Annotated in this window: 21 protein-coding genes; 6 read left to right on the top strand and 15 right to left on the bottom strand. The window is 69.7% G+C overall.

Annotated elements, in window-relative coordinates:
* The first annotated feature begins 133 nt into the window (after positions 1-133).
* Together OG219_RS35960 and OG219_RS35955 are read left to right on the top strand one after the other, a co-directional pair.
* Positions 134-805: a TrkA family potassium uptake protein gene (locus OG219_RS35960; protein ID WP_266833671.1), complete on the top strand. Its 672-nt coding sequence runs from the start codon at positions 134-136 to the stop codon at positions 803-805.
* Positions 805-1,482 carry a TrkA family potassium uptake protein gene (locus OG219_RS35955; RefSeq protein ID WP_266833670.1) on the top strand — a complete coding sequence of 226 codons (678 nt, stop codon included), beginning with the start codon at positions 805-807 and terminating at the stop codon, positions 1,480-1,482. Before OG219_RS35960 ends, OG219_RS35955 begins: the two co-directional genes overlap by 1 nt.
* A gap of 72 nt (positions 1,483-1,554) precedes the next feature.
* On the opposite strand, the gene OG219_RS35950 is transcribed toward OG219_RS35955, so the two are convergent.
* The 8 genes from OG219_RS35950 to OG219_RS35915 all read right to left on the bottom strand — a co-directional run bounded on the left by OG219_RS35950 (position 1,555) and on the right by OG219_RS35915 (position 9,501).
* Positions 1,555-2,310 carry a DUF3159 domain-containing protein gene (locus OG219_RS35950; RefSeq protein WP_266833669.1) on the bottom strand — a complete coding sequence of 252 codons (756 nt, stop codon included), beginning with the start codon at positions 2,308-2,310 and terminating at the stop codon, positions 1,555-1,557.
* Positions 2,311-2,313: 3 nt separating this feature from the next.
* Positions 2,314-2,712: an OB-fold nucleic acid binding domain-containing protein gene (locus tag OG219_RS35945; RefSeq protein ID WP_266474235.1), complete on the bottom strand. Its 399-nt coding sequence runs from the start codon at positions 2,710-2,712 to the stop codon at positions 2,314-2,316.
* Between the two features lie 72 nt (positions 2,713-2,784).
* On the bottom strand, positions 2,785-3,468 hold the full coding sequence (locus tag OG219_RS35940; protein ID WP_266833668.1) for a response regulator: 684 nt from the start codon (positions 3,466-3,468) through the stop codon (positions 2,785-2,787).
* A complete protein-coding gene (locus tag OG219_RS35935; RefSeq protein ID WP_266833667.1) occupies positions 3,465-6,017 on the bottom strand; it encodes a sensor histidine kinase KdpD in 2,553 nt (850 codons plus the stop codon). The genes OG219_RS35940 and OG219_RS35935 overlap by 4 nt, the downstream gene beginning before the upstream one ends.
* Before the next feature lie 177 nt (positions 6,018-6,194).
* Positions 6,195-7,415 carry an alginate lyase family protein gene (locus OG219_RS35930; RefSeq protein WP_266833666.1) on the bottom strand — a complete coding sequence of 407 codons (1,221 nt, stop codon included), beginning with the start codon at positions 7,413-7,415 and terminating at the stop codon, positions 6,195-6,197.
* Positions 7,416-7,641: 226 nt separating this feature from the next.
* The gene (locus OG219_RS35925; RefSeq protein ID WP_266833665.1) at positions 7,642-8,403 is read right to left on the bottom strand and encodes a DUF3710 domain-containing protein; all 762 of its coding nucleotides are present in this window, start codon (positions 8,401-8,403) and stop codon (positions 7,642-7,644) included.
* A gap of 1 nt (position 8,404) precedes the next feature.
* Complete coding sequence (gene dut / locus OG219_RS35920) at positions 8,405-8,920, bottom strand: dUTP diphosphatase (protein WP_266833664.1); 516 nt, start codon at positions 8,918-8,920, stop codon at positions 8,405-8,407.
* Positions 8,917-9,501 (bottom strand): PaaI family thioesterase, encoded by a 585-nt coding sequence (locus OG219_RS35915; protein ID WP_266833663.1) that lies wholly within the window; start codon positions 9,499-9,501, stop codon positions 8,917-8,919. The genes dut and OG219_RS35915 overlap by 4 nt, the downstream gene beginning before the upstream one ends.
* 58 nt (positions 9,502-9,559) lie before the next feature.
* Here OG219_RS35915 and OG219_RS35910 point away from each other — a divergent pair, with 58 nt between their 5' ends.
* Positions 9,560-10,021, top strand: a complete 462-nt coding sequence (locus tag OG219_RS35910; protein ID WP_266833662.1) for a DUF3093 domain-containing protein — start codon at positions 9,560-9,562, stop codon at positions 10,019-10,021.
* 56 nt (positions 10,022-10,077) lie between these two features.
* Here the strand turns inward: OG219_RS35910 and OG219_RS35905 are convergent, their stop codons facing one another.
* The 4 genes from OG219_RS35905 to OG219_RS35890 form a co-directional block, all read right to left on the bottom strand.
* On the bottom strand, positions 10,078-11,013 hold the full coding sequence (locus OG219_RS35905) for a hypothetical protein (RefSeq protein WP_266833661.1): 936 nt from the start codon (positions 11,011-11,013) through the stop codon (positions 10,078-10,080).
* Between the two features lie 13 nt (positions 11,014-11,026).
* Positions 11,027-11,323 carry a DUF4193 domain-containing protein gene (locus tag OG219_RS35900; RefSeq protein WP_003997302.1) on the bottom strand — a complete coding sequence of 99 codons (297 nt, stop codon included), beginning with the start codon at positions 11,321-11,323 and terminating at the stop codon, positions 11,027-11,029.
* A gap of 392 nt (positions 11,324-11,715) precedes the next feature.
* Positions 11,716-12,948, bottom strand: a complete 1,233-nt coding sequence (locus tag OG219_RS35895; RefSeq protein WP_266833660.1) for a HAMP domain-containing sensor histidine kinase — start codon at positions 12,946-12,948, stop codon at positions 11,716-11,718.
* A 6-nt stretch (positions 12,949-12,954) separates the two neighbouring features.
* Positions 12,955-13,608 carry a response regulator transcription factor gene (locus OG219_RS35890; protein ID WP_266474245.1) on the bottom strand — a complete coding sequence of 218 codons (654 nt, stop codon included), beginning with the start codon at positions 13,606-13,608 and terminating at the stop codon, positions 12,955-12,957.
* A gap of 390 nt (positions 13,609-13,998) precedes the next feature.
* On the opposite strand from OG219_RS35890, the gene OG219_RS35885 reads away from it, so the two are divergent.
* Positions 13,999-14,172, top strand: coding sequence for a hypothetical protein (locus OG219_RS35885; RefSeq protein ID WP_167459062.1), 174 nt, complete (start codon positions 13,999-14,001; stop codon positions 14,170-14,172).
* A gap of 136 nt (positions 14,173-14,308) precedes the next feature.
* Here OG219_RS35885 and OG219_RS35880 read toward each other — a convergent pair whose 3' ends face one another.
* Together OG219_RS35880 and OG219_RS35875 are read right to left on the bottom strand one after the other, a co-directional pair.
* Positions 14,309-15,124 carry an inositol monophosphatase family protein gene (locus OG219_RS35880; protein WP_266833659.1) on the bottom strand — a complete coding sequence of 272 codons (816 nt, stop codon included), beginning with the start codon at positions 15,122-15,124 and terminating at the stop codon, positions 14,309-14,311.
* A gap of 8 nt (positions 15,125-15,132) precedes the next feature.
* Positions 15,133-16,260, bottom strand: coding sequence for a ferrochelatase (locus OG219_RS35875; protein WP_266833658.1), 1,128 nt, complete (start codon positions 16,258-16,260; stop codon positions 15,133-15,135).
* 175 nt (positions 16,261-16,435) lie between these two features.
* On the opposite strand from OG219_RS35875, the gene OG219_RS35870 reads away from it, so the two are divergent.
* Together OG219_RS35870 and OG219_RS35865 are read left to right on the top strand one after the other, a co-directional pair.
* Positions 16,436-17,674: an MFS transporter gene (locus tag OG219_RS35870; RefSeq protein WP_266833657.1), complete on the top strand. Its 1,239-nt coding sequence runs from the start codon at positions 16,436-16,438 to the stop codon at positions 17,672-17,674.
* Positions 17,634-18,953, top strand: a complete 1,320-nt coding sequence (locus OG219_RS35865; RefSeq protein ID WP_266833656.1) for a D-arabinono-1,4-lactone oxidase — start codon at positions 17,634-17,636, stop codon at positions 18,951-18,953. Before OG219_RS35870 ends, OG219_RS35865 begins: the two co-directional genes overlap by 41 nt.
* Here OG219_RS35865 and OG219_RS35860 read toward each other — a convergent pair.
* A complete protein-coding gene (locus OG219_RS35860) occupies positions 18,877-19,644 on the bottom strand; it encodes a hypothetical protein (protein WP_266833655.1) in 768 nt (255 codons plus the stop codon). The two genes, OG219_RS35865 and OG219_RS35860, sit on opposite strands and share 77 nt — an antisense overlap.
* Positions 19,645-19,694 lie beyond the last annotated feature (50 nt).

Here is a 19,694-nt window from a genome sequence, read left to right as displayed (position 1 = left end):
CCACTGATCGCGGAAATCCCGCAGGCGAACGTGCACGGGGGTGCCCTCGACTGACCGCGCGTGTGTAGCTTGGGCGGCGGTCTGAGACCCTGTTTAGCCTGAGCCGTAACCATTCACATTCGGAAGGACGGTCGTGCACATCGTCATCATGGGCTGCGGAAGAGTGGGTTCCGCTCTTGCCCAGACCCTGGAGCACCAGGGGCACACGGTCGCCGTGATCGACCAGGACCCCACCGCCTTCCGACGACTGGGCTCCGGGTTCGGCGGCCGTCGCGTCACCGGAGTCGGCTTCGACCAGGACACCCTGCGCGAGGCGGGCATCGAGGAGGCCGGGGCGTTCGCCGCGGTCTCCAGCGGTGACAACTCGAACATCATCGCCGCCCGGGTGGCCCGCGAGATGTTCGGCATCGAGAACGTCGCGGCGCGCATCTACGACCCGCGCCGCGCCGAGGTCTACCAGCGCCTCGGCATCCCGACCGTCGCCACCGTCCGCTGGACGGCCGACCAGATGCTCCGCCGGCTGCTGCCCTCGGGCGCCGAGCCGCTGTGGCGCGACCCCACCGGCGGGGTACAGCTCGCCGAGGTGCACACCTCCACCGCCTGGGTCGGTCACAAGATCAGCCGGCTCCAGGACGAGACCGGCGTGCGCGTGGCGTTCCTCACCCGGCTGGGCGAGGCGGTCCTGCCCACCTCGCAGACCGTGCTGCAAGAAGGCGACCTGGTGCACGTGATGATGCGCACGTCCGACGTGGACAAGGTCGAGGCGTCCTTCGCCAAGGGCCCTGAAGAGGAGACCGGTCACTGATGAGAGTCGCCATTGCCGGTGCCGGTGCCGTCGGCCGCTCGATCGCGGGCGAGCTCCTGGAGAACGGTCACGAGATCCTGCTGATCGACAAGGCGCCGACCGCCATCTCGGTCGAGCGCGTCCCGCAGGCGGAGTGGCTGCTCGCCGACGCCTGCGAGATCACCTCCCTCGACGAGGCGGCGCTGCAGCGCTGCAACGTGGTCATCGCGGCCACCGGCGACGACAAGGTCAACCTCGTCGTCTCCCTGCTCGCGAAGACCGAGTACGGGGTCCCGCGGGTCGTCGCCCGCGTCAACAACCCCAAGAACGAGTGGCTGTTCAACGAGTCCTGGGGCGTCGACGTCGCCGTCTCCACCCCGCGCCTGATGTCGGCCCTGGTCGAGGAGGCCGTCAGCGTCGGCGACCTGGTCCGCCTGCTCCGCTTCAGCCACGGCGACGCCAACCTCGTCGAGCTGACCCTGCCGCCGGAGTCCGCCCTGGCCGGCACCCAGGTCGGCGACGTCGAGTGGCCCGAGGACACGTCCCTGGTCACCATCATCCGCGGCACCCGCGTCCTGACCCCCACCCGGGAGGACTCCCTGGAGGCCGGCGACGAGCTCCTCTTCGTGGCCGCTCAGGCCCGCGAGGAGCAGCTGGAGGACCTGCTGTCGGTGCGCCGCGAGGACGCGACGAGCTAGTCGGCCGAGATACGAGGATGGGGGCGCCCGGAGATTCTCCGGGCGCCCCCATCCTCGTATCGGAAGCGGCTGTTACGCCTCTCGGCGGTGGCTGGTCGGCGCGGTGTCGCCGCGCTCCTGGGCCAGCGCTGCCTTGCGCTCCTTCTCCGCCTTCTCCTCGGCCTCCATCTCGGCGAACACGTCGATCGGCGGCGGAGCCTTCGCGAGGAAGACCCAGGTGAGCCAGACGGCGAGCAGGAAGGGCGGGATCTTCAGGGCGATCAGGACCCAGCCGAACTGGGTGGTGTCGCCCCACCAGTAGAGCGGGAAGAGGATGGCGCACTTGGCCAACAGGATCAGGCCCCAGGCCCAACTGGCCTTCGTGTACGCCTTCTTGCGGCCGGGGTTGCGGGTGCGCCAGGAGAGGTTCTCCTTGAAGACCGGGCCGAGCATCAGGCCGATCAGGGGGGCGCCCGCGAGGGTGGTGATGATGTAGGCGAGGGCCAGGCCGAGCGTGTAGAGCATGCCCGGCAGGTAGAAGTCCTTCGCGTTGCCCGTCATCATCGCGAAGACCACACCGAAGGCGACGCCGAAGACACCGCTGAAGGCGTGCTTGACGGTGTCCTTCATGATCAGGCGGACCACGACGAGCAGCACGGACATGGCAAGGGCGGCGATGGCCGCCGAATGCAGGTCCTTGTTGATCGTGAAGATGGTGACGAAGAGGAGGCCGGGCACGACCGTCTCGACCATGCCCCGCACACCGCCGAACGCCTCGAAGAGCGCGGCCTCCGTCACCGCCCTCGAATCCTGCTGGGCGTCTTCGGTCGGCTTGTCGAGCGACGTCACCGGCTACTCCCGTCCGAGCGGTCTGAGTTCGTACTTCGGGTTGAACAGCACCCTACGGCCCCGGCTCATGGAGACGCGGCCCGATGCGATGAGCTTGCGCCCCGGCTCGATCCCCACGATGGAGCGCCGGCCGAGCCACACCACGTCCAGGGCCGCCGAGCCGTCGAACAGCTCGGCCTCCAGGGCCGGGACTCCCGCGCGCGGCCGCAGAGTGACCGTGCGCAAGGTACCAGTAACCGTCACGATCTGTCGGTCGTGGCAGTCGCCGATGCGCGTACAGCCCGCGGTCTCGGCGTCCTCGCGCAGCTCCTCGGACTCCAGGTCCTCCTGGGACGAGGAGAGCCTGTCCAGCATGCGCCGGAACCGGCCCGCCGGCTTTTCGGAACGAGGAACAGCACTCATACCGAAAGCGTACCGGGGGCCGCTCACAGCGTCGTACCCGCGAGGGTCCGCGTTCGAACATATCCCCGAGGGTCAGCGTTCGAACCGGTATCCCATCCCCGGCTCCGTGATGAAGTGCCGCGGATGTGAGGGGTCCACCTCCAGCTTGCGGCGCAGCTGCGCCATGTAGACCCGCAGGTAGTTCGTCTCCGTGCCGTACGACGGCCCCCACACCTCCTGGAGCAGCTGCTTCTGGCTGACCAGGCGGCCCGTGTTGCGCACCAGGACCTCCAGGAGGTGCCACTCCGTGGGGGTCAGGCGCACATCGCGTCCGTCGCGGTTGACCTTCTTGGCGGCCAGGTCGACGGTGAAGTCGTCGGTCTCGACGATCACGTCGTCGTCGCCGCCCCCGGTGGGCTCCGCGCGGCGGACGGCGGCGCGCAGCCGGGCCAGCAGCTCGTCCATGCCGAAGGGCTTGGTGACGTAGTCGTCGGCGCCGGCGTCGAGGGCCTCGACCTTCTCGTCGGAGGAGTGCCGGGCGGAGAGCACCAGGATGGGCACCCGGGTCCAGCCGCGCAGCCCCCTGATCACCTCGACGCCGTCCATGTCCGGCAGGCCGAGGTCGAGCACGACGACGTCGGGGTGGCGGGCGGCGGCGAGCTGGAGTGCGGTGGCGCCGTCGGGGGCCGCGTCGACCTCGTACTTGCGTGCCTTCAGGTTGATGACGAGGGCTCGGGTGATCTGGGGTTCGTCATCGACCACGAGGACCCGGGTCATGAGGCCTGCCTTTCTGCTGCTGGTGCTGGTACCGCGGTGTTCAGGTCGGGGCGGCTGTGGACCGCCTGGAGCGTGAGCACCATGGTGAGTCCGCCGCCGGGGGTGTCCTCGGCGTTCAGTGTGCCTCCCATGGCTTCGGCGAACCCGCGGGCGACCGCCAGGCCGAGGCCCACGCCGGTGCCGCGCGGAGCGTCACCGTAACGCTGGAAGGGCGCGAAGATCCGGTCCTTGGCCTCGTCCGGGACACCGGGACCGCGGTCCACCACCCGCATCTCCACCCGGTCGGCCATGGCGCTGGCCGCCACCAGGACGAGTTCGTCGGCGGGGCTGTACTTGACGGCGTTCTCCACCAGATTGGCGACCGCCCGCTCCAGCAGCCCCGCGTCGACCGCGACCATCGGCAGGCTCTCCGGGATCTCCAGCTCGACGCTGTCCTCGGGTACGCCGCCGAGCGCCATCGGGACCACCTCGTCGAGGTCGATCTCCCGGATCAGCGGAGTGACGGTGCCGGTCTGGAGGCGGGACATGTCCAGCAGGTTGCCCACCAGATGGTCCAGCCGGTCGGCGCCGTCCTCGATGCCTTCGAGGAGCTCCGCCTGGTCCTCCTCGGACCAGGCCACGTCGTCCGAACGCAAGGACGAGACCGCCGCCTTGATCCCGGCCAGCGGAGTGCGCAGGTCGTGACTGACGGCGGCCAGCAACGCCGTACGGATCCGGTTGCCCTCGGCCAGTTCCTTGGCCTGGTCGGCCTCGTGCTGGAGTCGCTGCCGGTCCAGGACGACCGCGGCCTGCGCGGCGAACGCGGCAAGCACCCGGCGGTCGGAGGCCGGCAGGACGCGCCCGGACAGCGCGAGCGCCATGTGATCACCGACCGGCATGTCCACGTCCGCGTCCTCGGGACGCTCGACCAGCGGACGAGGGCCCACACTCCCCGCGCACGTCCACGGCGCCACGTCGCTCTCCCGCTCAAGGAGCGCCACCGACTCCATCCCGAAGGTCTCCCGGACCCGCTCCAGCAGCGCCTCCAGGCTGGTCTCGCCGCGCAGCACACTGCCGGCGAGGAAGGAGAGGATCTCGGACTCGGCGCGCAGCCTCGCCGCCTGGTGGGTGCGGCGGGCCGCGAGGTCCACCACGGAGGCCACGGAGACGGCGACGCCCACGAAGATCGCGATGGCGACGATGTTCTTCGGATCGGCGATCGTGAGCCGGTGCAGCGGCGGTGTGTAGTAGTAGTTCAGGAGCAGGGAGCCGAAGGCCGCCGAGGCGAGCGCCGGGTACAGGCCGCCGAGCAGGGCCGCCGCCACCGTCACCGTCAGGAACAGCAGCATGTCGTTGGCGAGCCCGAGATCCACCGTGTTCAGGAGCAGCGCCAGGACCACCGGGCCCCCCACGCCGACGATCCAGCCCCAGATGATCCGGGACCGGCCCAGCCGCGCACCCCGCGCGACCGGCAGCCCCCGGCCCTTGGCCACCTCGTCGTGGGTGACGATGTGCACGTCCAGGTCGGAGCCCGATTCCCGGGCGACCGTGGCGCCCACGCCCGGCCCGAAGACGTACTGCCAGGTCTTGCGGCGCGAGGAGCCGAGCACGATCTGTGTGGCGTTGACACCCCGCGCGAAGTCCAGCAGCGAAGCCGGTATGTCGTCCCCGACCACGTGGTGGAAGGTGCCTCCCAGGTCCTCGACCAGGGTGCGCTGGACGGCCAGTTCCTTGGGCGAGGCGGAGGTCAGCCCGTCGCTGCGGGCGATGTAGACGGCCATCACCTCGCCGCCCGCGCCCTTCTCCGCGAGCCGAGCGGCGCGGCGGATCAGCGTCCGGCCCTCCGGACCGCCGGTCAGCCCCACCACGATCCGCTCGCGCGAACCCCAGATCTTCGAGACCCGGTGATCGGTGCGGTACTCGGTCAGGTACTCGTCCACCCGGTCCGCCACCCACAGCAGCGCCAGTTCGCGCAGCGCGGTCAGGTTGCCGGGCCGGAAGTAGTTCGACAGCGCCGCGTCGACCTTGTCGGACTTGTAGATGTTGCCGTGCGCCATCCGCCGCCGCAGCGCCTGTGGCGACATGTCGACCAGCTCGATCTGGTCGGCCCGCCGGACCACCTCGTCCGGAACGGTCTCCCGCTGCCGTACGCCCGTGATCGACTCCACCACGTCACCCAGCGACTCCAGGTGCTGGATGTTGACGGTCGAGACGACATCGATCCCCGCGGCCAGCAGCTCCTCGACGTCCTGCCAGCGCTTGGCGTTCCGCGAACCGGGGACATTGGTGTGCGCGAGTTCGTCCACCAGGGCGACGGCCGGGGCTCGCTCCAGTACGGCGTCCACGTCCATCTCGGTGAAGAGGGAGCCCCGGTACGCCAGCTCCCTGCGCGGGAGCTGCTCCAGGCCGTGCAGCATCACCTCGGTGCGCGCACGGTTGTGGTGCTCGACGAACGCGACGACGCAGTCGGTGCCCCGCTCCACGCGCCGGTGCGCCTCGGAGAGCATGGCGTAGGTCTTGCCGACGCCCGGTGCCGCGCCGAGGTAGATCCGAAGCTTGCCGCGTCCCATGGCCCCTATTGTCTTCCTGTCACCGCTGTGTACGCAGCGTCGACCCTACGGCCAACAATCCCGGCAAAAGGGGCGGGGGGTCTGCCGGGGAGTGACTTTGACGCAACCCTGATGCGGGCCTGGAAGACATCGGCCGGGTGTCTGGTGACGTCACCAGACACCCGGCCGCGGAGTGCGTCAGCTGAGGTTGTCCCCGTGGGTCAGCGTCTCCCAGGCGACGAAGAGGTTGTTGGTGCCGGACGGACGGTTCTGCATGGTCAGGTTCTGGGTGTTGGTCATGCCGTAGCCGAGGCGGTTGTGCATGGCGTTGTAGCCGACCTCGGTGATCGGCCCGAGCCCGAGGGTGAGGGACCCGCCGCACAGCGAGCTGGGCACCGCCTCGCCCATCTGGTACCTGGACTGGAAGCCGAGCGCCTGGCGCAGCCGCTCGCCCACGTCGGTGGTGTACAGGTCGATGCCCTGGATCCGGCTGGTCTCTGCGACGTGCGAGATGGCGGAGATGCCGTACCCGGTGTGCACGAAGTCGCGGCAGGTCTCCTGGGTGAGGCCGGTGGTGAAGGTGGACTGCCCCTGCCAGTACGCGACGATCTTGGCCGTGGTGTTGAGGTTCTGGCTCGGCACGGTCTTCGGCACGGCGCCGTCGGAGGAGAGGTAGACGTACGCGGCCGTACGCGTGCGGAACTTCGCCATCGCGGAGTCCCACACCCCCTTGTCCTCCAGGAAGACGGAGATGCCGATGGCGGCCTCCATCATCGACAGCTCCCAGTTCCCGTTGGAGTTGGAGCCGTTGATGATCTCGGGCAGGTAGACGTTCCGCAGCATGGTCCCGAAGCGCGCGGAGTTGGCCCAGGTGCCGGTGTACGTGTACTTGATGATCTCGGCGGCCTTCGGCCACGAGGAGCCGGCCCAGCCGGTCTGCAGGGGCGCGTTGCTGTTGGTGTGGTCGGTGATCGTGGCCGACCAGGCGTCCATCAGCTGGATGGACTTCTGCGCGTAGCGGGCATCGCGGGTGATGTACCAGGCGAGGGCCGTCGTGTACGCGGCTATCGCGTCCTCACGCTCGTCCGTGCAGCCGTAGTTGGGGTTCGAGTACGAGCCGCACTCGACGACCGAGCGAGGGGCGGGGGTGCGTGTCAGCGAGGCGTACTTGCTCGCCAGCATCTGGTCGTACGCACCCTTCCAGGGCTGGGCGCCGGCCAGGACCTGGGTGCGGGTGAAGTCCAACTGCCCCCTGGAGACACCGACTCCGGGGTGCACGAAGGTGGCGGGCGCGGCCTCGGCCTTCTGCTGGGCGCCGGGCAGGGAGAGGAACGCGGCGACCAGGGCCGCGGTCGTGGCAACGGCGACGAGGAAGGCCGGGCGCCGTCTGCGGTGGCGGGCTGTGGGGGTTTCGGGCATGTGACGGGATCCGTTCTCGTATGTGAACGACACACTGGGGACTGAACACACGCGTTGGCCGGGACCATAGGTCCAGACCAAACTTCCGTCAAGGCCTGAAGAAAGACCCGCACCTCAACTGCCCTTCGTGGAGCAGAGTTTGGGCACACGACAGGGCGGCTTGGGCATACGAAAGGGCCGCACCCCCCGTGAAGGGGGTACGGCCCGACTCTCGTGCCGAGAACCCTCAGCGAACCTCGGTGATCTCCGGTCCGCGCTGCAACTGCCCCATGCCGCCGGAGAAGCGGGAACCGGCCTGCTCCTCCTGCTGGACACCCTCGGCGACCATCTGCGCGTCGTCCGGCAGCTTCAGGACGATCGGGTCGCGGGGAGCCATCGGGCCCTCACCGCGGACAACGACCGTGTCCCGGAAGATCTGCTCAAGCAGGCCCGCGGCCTGCGGCTGCACCGCACCCTGCCCGGAGATCACTCCGCGCAGGAACCAGCGGGGGCCGTCCACACCGACGAACCGTACGACCTGGAAACCGCCCGTGCCGTCCGGCAGCTGCACCGGAACCTGCGCGCGCAGCTCCCAGCCCAGCGGGCCCTCGACCTCGTCGATGACACCGCCCTGCTGGGTGATGCCGGAGGCGATCTCCTCACGCACCTCGCCCCAGATGCCCTCGCGCTTGGGAGCGGCGAAGACCTGCAGCTGGATGGCGCTGTCCTTCAGGACGACGGTGGCGGCGACGATCGCGTCACCCGCGACCTCGACCCGCAGCTCCATGCCGTCGACTCCGGGCACCAGAATGCCGCCCAGGTCCACACGGCCCTCGGCGGGGTCGCGCACCTCCGAGTCGTCCCAGGGACCGTCGGGCCGCGGCTCCGGCTCGAGCCTCACCCGCTCCCGTTCCGTCCCGTCCGCCTCAGTGTCGACATCGTCGACGACCTGCTCGGCCTCGCCCGCCGCGTCCTCGGCGGCACTGCCCTTCTTGCGACGTCCGAACACGTCACTGTCCTTCCCGGTCGGATACGACCGAAGCGTATCGATTCCCACCCGCCCCGCCGCCCACGGCGGCATGACCGCCGGTAGACCCGAAGCCCCCTGCGGCCCGCACCGAGTCGGGAAGCTCCGCGACCTCCTGGAAGCGGACCTTCTCGACCTGCTGGACGACCAGTTGGGCAATCCGGTCGAAGCGCTCGAACCGCACGCACTCGCGCGGGTCGAGATTCACCACGATCACCTTGATCTCCCCACGGTACCCGGCATCCACCGTCCCCGGGGCATTCACGAGGGCGACACCGCAGCGGGCGGCCAGCCCGGAACGGGGGTGTACGAAGGCCGCGTACCCCTCGGGCAGCGCGACAGACACCCCTGTGGGCAGAACGGCCCGTTCACCCGGCTTCAGTTCACAGCTCTCGGTGGTGCGCAGATCCGCTCCCGCGTCACCGGGGTGCGCGTACTCGGGCAGCGGAACTTCCGGGTCGACGCGCCTGATCAGCACATCCACAGGATTACGGGTCACGGGTTCACCTCGAAGGCGCGGGCGCGCCGGATCTGGTCCGGGTCGTTCATGGCCGCCCGGATCTCCTCCTGGCGGCCGTTGTCGATGAAGTGGTCGACCTTCACCTCGATGAAGAGGGCCTCGGCCCGGACGGCGACGGGCCCCTCGGGGCCGCCGATCCGCCCGGTGGCGGTCGAGTAGATCTTGCGTCCCGCCACGGCCGTGACCTCGGCCTCCAGATACAGCACGGTGTCCACGGGCACGGGCCGTACGAAGTCCGTCTCCAGCCGTCCTGTCACCGCGATGGTCCGCAGCAGCCAGTTCAGCGAGCCGAGCGTCTCGTCGAGCGCGGTGGCGAGCACGCCGCCGTGCGCGAGACCGGGCGCACCCTGGTGGGCGGCCCGCACGGTGAACTCGGCCGTGATCCGGACCCCGTCCCCCGCGCGGGCTTCGAGGTGCAGCCCGTGGGCCTGTCCCTCGCCGCACCCGAAACACTGTCCGTAGTGCGCGCCGAGGAGTTCCCCGGGCGGGGGTGCGTCGGGATGCCGGACCGGCGCGACGGCGTCGGCGGGAGGCTTCAGAACTGAGGATGTACCACTCACAGCCGCTGACCTTACCCGCGCGTCGGGGATGGGTACGCACCGTGCCAAGCTTGGGCTTATGCAGCTCTCCGCCTCGCCGTACGAAGAACGTCTCAACGCGCCCCGCACCTGGTGGCTGGTCTGCTTCCTGGTGGGCGTCTCGATGGCCCTGATCTTCCTGCCGTTCGGTGCGCTGCCGCTGCTCGGCGGCCTGGTCGGGGGCACCGCGGTCGCGGCGGTCGTGACGAGTTCGTACGGCTCGATCCGCATCCGGGTCGTGGGCGACTCCCTGATCGCGGGCGACGCGAAGATCCCGGTCGCGGCCCTCGGCGATGCCGAGATCCTGGACCCGGAGGAGGCGCGCGCCTGGCGCACGTTCAAGGCCGACGGTCGCGCTTTCATGCTTCTGCGCGCCTACATCCCCACCGCACTCCGCGTCGAGGTGACCGATCCGTCGGACCCGACGCCCTACCTGTATCTGTCGACCCGGGAGCCGGAGCGGCTGGCAGCGGCGCTTGAGGCCGCACGGGCGAAGGCGTAGGGACGGGCGCCCTCAGAACGGTAGGGGCGGGCACCCTCAAGACGGGCGGGACGAGCTCAGTTCCCGAGCTCCTTGGGGATCTCCCCCATCCGCAGGGGGTCGGCGGGCAGCTCCAGTGGCGGCAGCTCCGGAAGCGCGTCCCACGGCACCTGGGACTTACGCAGGTCCTTGCGGATGTGCTCCGCGATGCGTTTGGTGTCGCGGCGGTTCATGACCGCTCCGACCGCCGCGCCGATCATGAACGGCATCAGGTTGGGCAGGTCCCGGACCACGCGCTTCATGATCTGCTGGCGCAGCTGGCGCTTCATCGGGCCGCCCAGGGCCGCGTTGAGAGTCGCCGCCTTCGTCACGTCGATCCCGCGCTCGGTGGACCAGGAGTTCAGATACCCGGTACTGCGCTGCGCCAGATTCCCCGGCGGCCGTACGCCGTACACCTCGTGCAGTTCGGCGATCAGCTTGAGCTCGATCGCGGCGACGCCGGTGATCTCGGCGGCGATCTCCGTCGGCATCGCGGGCGGCACCGGAAGCATCGCGGCCGCGCCGATGCCGGCGCCCACCGCGGACGTCGCGTTGGCCGCGCCCGCGACGAGTTTGTCCGCGAGCTCCTCGGCGGTCAGCCCGGGGAACTGCCGACGGAGGGCCGCGAGGTCCCGTACGGGGATACGCGGAGCGATGTCGATGATGCGGTCGGCGAGGTAGGACAGTCCTGCCCTGGCCCTGCTGCCGCCCTTGCGGACGCCTTCCCTGACTCCGTCACGGACGACGGCCGCACGGCGCTTCGCCGTGGGCGCCGGGGTGCCCACGGGCACCAGGTCGTCCGCGGGCGCGGAAGCCCCTGACGACGTTGTCGCGGGCGCCCGCTCGAGCGAGGCTGATCCTGGTCCGGAAGAGCCCCGCTCGTCGTCACGCACGCCTTCAGAGCCGTCTGACGGCCCTTCGTCCGCTCCCCGTCCGGAGGAGCGGCGCTTCCAAGGAGGGGTCGAGCCAGTCACGGCCGACCCTGCCTCAGTCGCAGTCGCGGCAGATCGGCTGGCCGTTCTTCTCTCGGGCCAGCTGGCTGCGGTGGTGCACCAGGAAGCAGCTCATGCAAGTGAACTCGTCCTGCTGCTTGGGAAGGACCCGGACGGCCAGCTCTTCGTTCGAGAGGTCCGCGCCGGGCAGCTCCAGGCCTTCTGCTGCCTCGAACTCATCCACGTCGACAGACGACGTCGACTTGTCGTTCCGGCGAGCCTTCAGTTCCTCAAGGCTGTCCGAATCGACGTCGTCGTCGGTCTTGCGTGGGGTGTCGTAATCCGTTGCCATGTCGCTCTCCCCCTCTGGGTGTCTGCGGTGTCTCAGCGCACGTAACGCGTGAGAGGCCGGACTTGTGCCCGACCCGAGGCGGAGATTTTGCCTCACATCAAGGTCTGTTACTCAATCGACACCCAACCGGACTCCTCAAGAGTGATCGGCTTGGATGGCGATGCGGACCGTACACGGTCCTAAGGCCGCACTTCAAAGGCGTCCCACCCTGTACTTCCCGTGATCTAGACCCCCGAAAACCCGGATTTTCCCGGCTTTCCGGCAGGCTTCTTGATCACGGAGAGTAGATGGCCGGAAAATCGCCCTTGTGATCGATCACACACGAGGCTCCCGGACGTATGCCCAGGAAATTCCGCGCAAAGCGAACATCCTCGCGTGTCGGCGACATGGTCTCAGATCGGCAGGGTGACTCGCATCACGAGGCCACCTCCTTCGCGCGGCTGAGCGACGATGTGACCCCCGTGCGCCCGGGCCACCGACCGGGCGATCGACAGGCCGAGGCCCACGCCCTTGTCGCTGCCCGTGCGCTCCGTACGCAGCCGCCGGAAGGGCTCGAAAAGATTGTCGATCTCGTACGCGGGAACCACCGGCCCCGTGTTCGACACCACCAGGACCGCCTGACCGTGCTGGACCTCCGTCGTGACCTCGACCCAGCCGTCCTCCGGCACGTTGTACCGGACGGCGTTCTGGACGAGGTTCAGCGCGATCCGCTCAAGGAGGACGCCGTTGCCCTGGACGACCGCCGGGGCGCGCTCCCCGCGCATCTCCACGCCCTTGGCGTCCGCCTCGGCGTGCACCTGGTCGACGGCCTGCGAGGCGACCTCGGCGAGGTCCACGGGCTTGCGCTCGACGATCTGGTTGTCGCTGCGGGCGAGCAGCAGCAGGCCCTCGACGAGCTGCTCGCTGCGCTCGTTGGTGGCCAGCAGGGTCTTGCCGAGCTGCTGCAGCTCCATCGGCGCCCCGGGATCGGAGAGGTGCACCTCGAGAAGCGTGCGGTTGATCGCGAGCGGGGTGCGCAGTTCGTGCGAGGCGTTCCCGACGAAGCGCTGCTGGGCGGTGAAGGCCCGCTGCAGCCGCTCCAGCATGTCGTCGAAGGTGTCCGCCAGCTCCTTCAACTCGTCGTCCGGGCCGTCCAGTTCGATCCGCCGGGAGAGGTCCGAGCCCGCCACCGCGCGCGCGGTGCGGGTGATCCGGCCGAGCGGCGAGAGCACCCGTCCCGCCATCGCGTAACCGAAGGCGAAGGCGATGATGGCCAGGCCGAGCAGGGCGAGCAGCGAACGGCTGAGCAGATCGTCCAGGGCATGCTGGCGCTGCTCGTTGACGCAGGCGTTCATCGCGTTGTTGAGCTCGGTCGCCGAGGGCTGGGCCGGGAAGTTGCAGGACTGGCTGCTCACTCCGCCGGAGACGATCCTGAAGGGCAGATCACTGCCCACGTTCAGGGCCTGCGCGGCGAGCAGATAGATGATCGACAGCAGCATGATGCCGGCGATCAGGAACATGCCGCCGTACAGCAGCGTCAGCCGTATCCGGATGGTCGGCCTCAGCCAGGGGAACGGGGGCTCCACCCTTCTGGGGTCCCACGTGGGCTTCGGAGGCGCCGTGGGAGGCGCGGGGGTCGTGGCCACGGTGGATCAGATCCGGTAGCCGGAGCCGGGCACGGTGACGATCACGGGGGGCTCGCCGAGCTTGCGGCGCAGGGTCATGACCGTGACCCGTACGACGTTGGTGAAGGGGTCCGTGTTCTCGTCCCAGGCCTTCTCCAGGAGCTGCTCCGCGGAGACGACGGCGCCCTCGCTGCGCAGCAGCACCTCCAGGACGGCGAACTCCTTGGGCGCGAGCTGGACTTCCTTGCCGTCGCGGAAGACCTCGCGGCGGTTGGGGTCGAGTTTGATCCCGGCGCGCTCCAGGACGGGCGGCAGGGGCAGGCTCGTACGGCGGCCGAGGGCACGCACGCGTGCCGTCAGCTCGCTGAACGCGAAGGGCTTGGGGAGGTAGTCGTCGGCGCCGATCTCCAGGCCCTCGACGCGGTCGCTGACGTCGCCGGACGCGGTGAGCATCAGCACGCGCGTGGGCATGCCGAGCTCGACGACCTTGCGGCAGACGTCGTCGCCGTGCACGAGCGGGAGGTCGCGGTCGAGGACGACCACGTCGTAGTCGTTGACTCCGATGCGCTCCAGGGCGGCCGCGCCGTCGTACACGACGTCGACGGCCATGGCCTCCCGGCGCAGTCCGGTGGCCACCGCATCGGCGAGCAGCTGCTCGTCCTCGACGACGAGTACACGCACGTCGCTGTCCTTCCTCTGTCCACCCGCGTAGCGCCGTTTCGGCGCGCGCGGGCAGGGTCTGTCGTGGGTAAGACCTCCATCCTGCCCTTTTCGGCCATAAGTCGGCTGTAAGACGGGTGAGAGCGCGTGGGAATGCCAGATTTTCTCGTGCGGTTGAGGTTTCCACGGAAGGGAGCGGGGGGAGGACGGCTTTACACCCCGCGATCACGCTCTGCTTGTGGCAAGCCACCTTGTGGTACGTCAATCCGCTTTCCGCAGAGTGGGCGTGGGTGTCCGGCACCGTCGCCGCCCAGCCGGGCAGCGCTGGGCACCCCTTGGAGACGTGATCGCCCCTTCCGAACGGCACACCCCCGTGCCATCGACCCACGACCCAGGACGAGGGGGCGCAGCATGGACGCTTTCACCGCAGGACTTCTGCAGCGCATAAGGGCTACCGAGTCCGACCTGACGCGGGCTCGCGAAACAGGCGACGACTTCCTCGCGGAGGTCGAACAGGCCGAGCTCGACGACCTGCACCGCCTCGCCGCCGAGCACGGCGTGGAGGTCGGCGCGACGCGCGTCTGATCAGTTCTTCTCCGATACTTCTCTTCTCCGAATCTTCATCCGTACGAGAGCGGGCCCCGGCATCGATCCAGTGCCGGGGCCCCGCTCTTTTTGCCGCCTGTTCCTAAGCGCGGCGGCCGCGCTGTTGTACGCGCCGTCAGTCGTGCCAGGCGCCGAACTCCTCCAGGAGCCGCTGGAGGGGCTCGAAGACGCCCGGGGAGGCCGCCACCGCCAGATCGCCTCCGGGACGCTCACCGGGGCGCCCACCGGTCAGGGCGCCCGCCTCACGGGCGATCAGGTCGCCCGCCGCGAGGTCCCAGGGGTGGAGCCCACGCTCGTAGTAGCCGTCGAGGCGGCCGGCCGCGACGTCGCACAGGTCGACCGCCGCCGAGCCGGAGCGCCTGATGTCACGGAGCAGCGGGATCAGCCGCTGGGCGACGTCGGCCTGGTGGGTCTTGACCTCGGTCACGTAGTTGAAGCCGGTGGAGACCAGTGCCTGGTCCAGGGGCGGCGACGGGCGGCAGGTCAGCCGGCGTTCGCCGACCCAGGCTCCGGTGGCCCGGGCGCCACGGCCGCGTACCGCGTGGTAGGTCTCGCCGCGCATCGGCGCCGCGACGACTCCGACGACGGTCTCGCCGTTCTGTTCGGCGGCGATGGACACCGCCCAGGTCGGCAGCCCGTACAGGTAGTTGACCGTGCCGTCGAGCGGGTCGACGACCCAGCGGATGCCGCTGGTGCCCTCCGTGGCGGCGCCCTCCTCGCCGAGGAAGCCGTCGGCGGGGCGGTGCTGGGAGATCAGGTCGGTGATCAGCTTCTCGGCGGCGATGTCCATCTCGGTGACGACGTCGATCGGGCTCGACTTGGTCGCGGCGACCGTGAGGTCCGCCGGGCGTCCGTCCCTCAGCAGCTCACCGGCGCTGCGGGCGGCCTGGTGGGCGAGCTGGAGCAGTTCGGTGTGCAGGGGCTCGATCACGGGGCTCCTCAGGCGTACGGACTGTCGGCGCCCGCGGCGGCGGGCTTCGGGGCGCGGGCGGGGCAGCAGCCCACGGGGCACAGGTCGTGACTCGCGCCGAGCGCACCCAGGGCGCAGGGTGTCACCTGGCGCCCGCTCTCGGAGGCGGCGCGCTCCAGAACGAGTTCACGGATCGCCGCGGCGAACCGCGGATCGGCGCCCACGGTGGCCGAACGCCGCACCGGCAGTCCCAGCTCCGCCGCCTTGGCCGTGGCCTCCGTGTCGAGGTCGTACAGGACCTCCATGTGGTCGGAGACGAACCCGATGGGGGCCATCACGACGGCCGGGACACCGGCGCCGTGCAGCTCTTCCAGGTGGTCGCAGATGTCGGGCTCCAGCCACGGGATGTGGGGCGCTCCCGAGCGCGACTGGTAGACGAGCCGCCAGGGGTGCTCGATCCCGGTCTCCTCGCGCACGATGTCGACGATCAGGCGCGCGACGTCCAGGTGCTGCTCGACGTACGCGCCCCCGTCACCGTGGTCCTCCACGGGCCCGGACGTGTCGGCGGCCGCGTCCGGGATGGAGTGCGTCGTGAAGGCGAGGTGCGCGCCCTCCCGTACGTCCTGGGGCAGTTCGGCCAGGGACTTCAGGACGCCGTCGGCCATGGGGCGGACGAAGCCGGGGTGGTTGAAGTAGTGCCGCAGCTTGTCGACCTTCGGCAGGTCCAGTCCCTCGGCCTCGAGGGTGGCCAGGGCCTCGGCGAGGTTCTCGCGGTACTGGCGGCAGCCCGAGTACGAGGCGTACGCGCTGGTGGCGAGGACCAGGATGCGGCGGCGGCCGTCGGTGACCATCTCGCGCAGGGTGTCGGTCAGGTACGGCGCCCAGTTGCGGTTGCCCCAGTGGACGGGCAGGTCCAGGCCGTGGTCGGCGAAGTCCTTGCGGAGGGCGTCGAGCAGGGCGCGGTTCTGGTCGTTGATGGGGCTGACCCCGCCGAACAGGAAGTAGTGCTGCCCCACCTCCTTGAGCCGTTCCTTGGGGATGCCTCGCCCCCGCGTCACGTTCTCCAGGAACGGGACCACGTCGTCCGGGCCTTCCGGGCCGCCGAACGAGAGCAGGAGCAGGGCGTCGTAGGGGGTGGCATCGAGCACATCTGGCATGCCTTCGATCCTGCCATCCGTCGCTGACAGCCGGACAACGGCCACATGACGAGCGGCGCCAGGGAGTGCGTTAGGGTCACCTCACCCGTAAGCTGTATCGGCCAGATTCACGCCTTACCGGTGTTCAGGCCGCCCGTAGTGACCGGGGGCCGAGCCGAGCCGACCGGAGTTCCCCGTGCCCAGCCCGTACCGCGCCCTGTTCGCCGCCCCCGGCACCAAGGGATTCTCCGCCGCGGGCTTCCTCGGCCGGATGCCGTTGTCGATGATGGGCATCGGCGTGGTCACGATGATCTCCCAGCTCACCGGGCGGTACGGCCTCGCGGGCGCCCTGTCGGCGACGATGGCGCTGGCCGCCGCGGTGATGGGCCCGCAGGTCTCCCGGCTGGTGGACCGGCACGGGCAGCGTCGAATACTGCGCCCCGTGACGCTGTTCGCCCTGGCCGCGGCCGCCGGGCTGCTGCTCGCGGCGAAGTTCGGGTGGCCGGACTGGGTGCTGTTCGTCTGCTCGGCCGGTATCGGCTGCGTACCGAGCATCGGCGCGATGATCAGGGCGCGCTGGGCGGCCCTCTACCGGGACACCCCGCAGCTGCACACCGCGTACTCCTTCGAGTCCGTGATGGACGAGATCTGCTTCATCTTCGGACCGATCATCTCCATCGGTCTGTCCACGGTGTGGTTCCCGGAGGCCGGGCCGCTGCTCGCCGCCTGCTTCCTCGCCGTCGGCGTCTTCTGGCTGACGGCCCAGCGCGCCACCGAACCTGTGCCCCATCCGCGCGAGCACCACAAGGGCGGTTCGGCGATGGCATCGGCCGGACTCCAGGTCCTGGTGGCCACGTTCGTGGCGACCGGAGCGATCTTCGGTGCCGTCGACGTGGTCACGGTGGCCTTCGCCGAGGAGCAGGGCCACAAGGGCGCGGCGAGCATCGTCCTGGCGCTGTACGCGGCGGGCTCCTGTGTGGCGGGAGCCGTGTTCGGGCTGCTGCACTTCAAGGGGGCGCCCGAACCTCGGTGGCTGCTGGGCATATGCGCGATGGCCGTGAGTATGATCCCCCTCCTACTGGTCGGAAACTTGCCGTTTCTGGCTGTGGCGCTGTTCGTTGCGGGCCTGTCCATCGCTCCCACGATGATCACCACGATGTCCCTCATCGAACAGCACGTACCACGCGCGAAACTGACCGAGGGCATGACCTGGATCAGCACCGGGCTCGCGGTCGGGGTCGCGCTCGGTTCCTCCGTGGCCGGCTGGGTGATCGACGCCGCCGGTGCGAAGGCCGGGTACGGGGTTCCGGCGGTGTCCGGAGCCGTCGCGGTCGCGGTGGGTTTCCTCGGGTATCGCCGGCTGAGCAGGCCGGTTCCGCATCGGGGAGGGACCCATGAGCAGCACAGCGAACGGGAAGAGCGGAACGTGGCGTAACTGGGCGGGCACGGTCACCGCCCGGCCGGCACGGGAGGTCACTCCCGCTTCCGTGGAGGAGCTCTCCGCGGCCGTGCGCAGGGCCGCCGAGGACGGTCTGAAGGTGAAGGCCGTCGGCACCGGGCACTCCTTCACGGCCGTCGCCGCGACCGACGGTGTATTGATCCGCCCTCAACTGTTGACGGGGATCCGCAAGATCGATCGCGAGGCGGGCACCGTCACCGTCGAGGCGGGCACCCCGCTCAAGCGTCTCAACCTGGCTCTCGCCCGCGAGGGGCTGTCGCTCACGAACATGGGCGACATCATGGAGCAGACGGTTTCCGGCGCGATCAGCACCGGGACGCACGGCACCGGGCGGGACACCGCCTCGATCGCCGCTCAGATCAAGGCTCTTGAGCTGGTCACGGCCGACGGCTCGGTCCTCGTCTGCTCCGAGAAGGAGAACCCCGAGATCTTCGCGGCGGCGCGGATCGGAATCGGCGCCCTGGGGATCATCACCGCGATCACCTTCTCCGTAGAGCCCATTTTCCTGCTCACGGCCCGCGAGGAGCTGATGAGCTTCGACAAGGTCACCGCCGACTTCGACGACCTGGTCGCCGAGAACGAGCACTTCGATTTCTACTGGTTCCCGCACACCGACAACTGCAGCGCCAAGCGCAACAACCGCAGCGCGGGGCCCGAGAAGCCGGTGTCGAAGATCAGCGGCTGGATCGAGGACGAATTCGTCGGCAACGGCGTCTGGCAGGTGGCCAATCTGCTCGGCCGTGCCGTGCCCGCCACCATCCCGCCGATGGCGAAGGTCTCCAGCCACGGGATGTCCTCGCGGACCTACACCGACATTCCCTACAAGGTCTTCACTTCTCCGCGCCGGGTGCGCTTCGTGGAGATGGAGTACGCCATTCCGCGCGAGGCCCTCGTCGAGACGCTGCGCGAGCTGAAGACGATGATCGACCGGTCGTCCCTGCGGATCAGTTACCCCGTCGAGGTCCGCACGGCCCCCGCGGACGACATCACGCTCTCCACGGCGTCGGGGCGGGAGAGCGCGTACATCGCCGTCCATATGTTCAAGGGCACCCCCTATCAGGCGTACTTCACCGCCGCCGAGCGGATCTTCACCGCGCACGAGGGGCGGCCGCACTGGGGCAAGGTCCACACGCGCGACGCGGAGTACTTCGCCGGGGTCTACCCGCGCTTCGGTGAGTTCACCGCGCTGAGGGATCGGCTTGACCCGGATCGGCGCTTTGGGAACGACTACTTGCGCCGGGTGCTGGGCTCGTAGCCGTCGCGCTGGGCGTGGGGGTCGGGGTGTCGTCCCCGGCCTGTGGGGTGGCGCTGGAACTCGGCGTCGGCGTGGGTGTGTTGGCGCCGCCGTCGTCCTGGGTGGCACCGGCGCCGCTCCCGCCGGACGGCTGCGCGGAGGAGGACCCGGCCGAAGGCGTCGTACCGGACGTGCTGGATGTACTCGATGTGCCGGGCTCCGACGTGGAGTTGGAGCCGCTCCCCTTCAGGGCGTCGCCGACGGTCGTGCTCCGGCCGTCACCGCTGAAGCTGTGGCCCGACACGAGTTCGTACGACGTGATGCCCGCCATGGTGACGCCGAAGACGAGCGCCGCCGCGACCACCGGTCGCCGCCAGCTCCTGGCCCGCGCGCGGTAGACGGTCCCCTCGGTGAACTCCCCCGCGGCCGGAGCCTGCTGGGCCCTCGGCCTGGCCTGCACCGTCACGTCGCGGATCTGCTCGCCGGTGCGCTTGAAGAAGTGCTGGAAGACCGTGCCGCCGCAGGTGGCGACCACGCTGACCAGGCCGGCGCCCAGCATCGTGCCGTAGACCCCGAAGTAGGAGGCGAGTTTCGCGGCCACCACCGCGGCCACCGCGCTGCCCGCCACTTGCGGGACGCTCAGATCCAATCGTTTCTTCCCGGCCTCCTCACCGATCACCGACTCCGCACCCACATCCGGCTTTTCACGCATTCCCGGACCTTTCCTGCCTTTCCCGTACTTGATCGACTTGCCTCACTTGA

The sequence above is a fragment of the Streptomyces sp. NBC_00038 genome (genome assembly GCF_026343635.1).
GTDB lineage: Bacteria > Actinomycetota > Actinomycetes > Streptomycetales > Streptomycetaceae > Streptomyces.
This window is presented reverse-complemented; position numbering and strand designations above follow the sequence as displayed.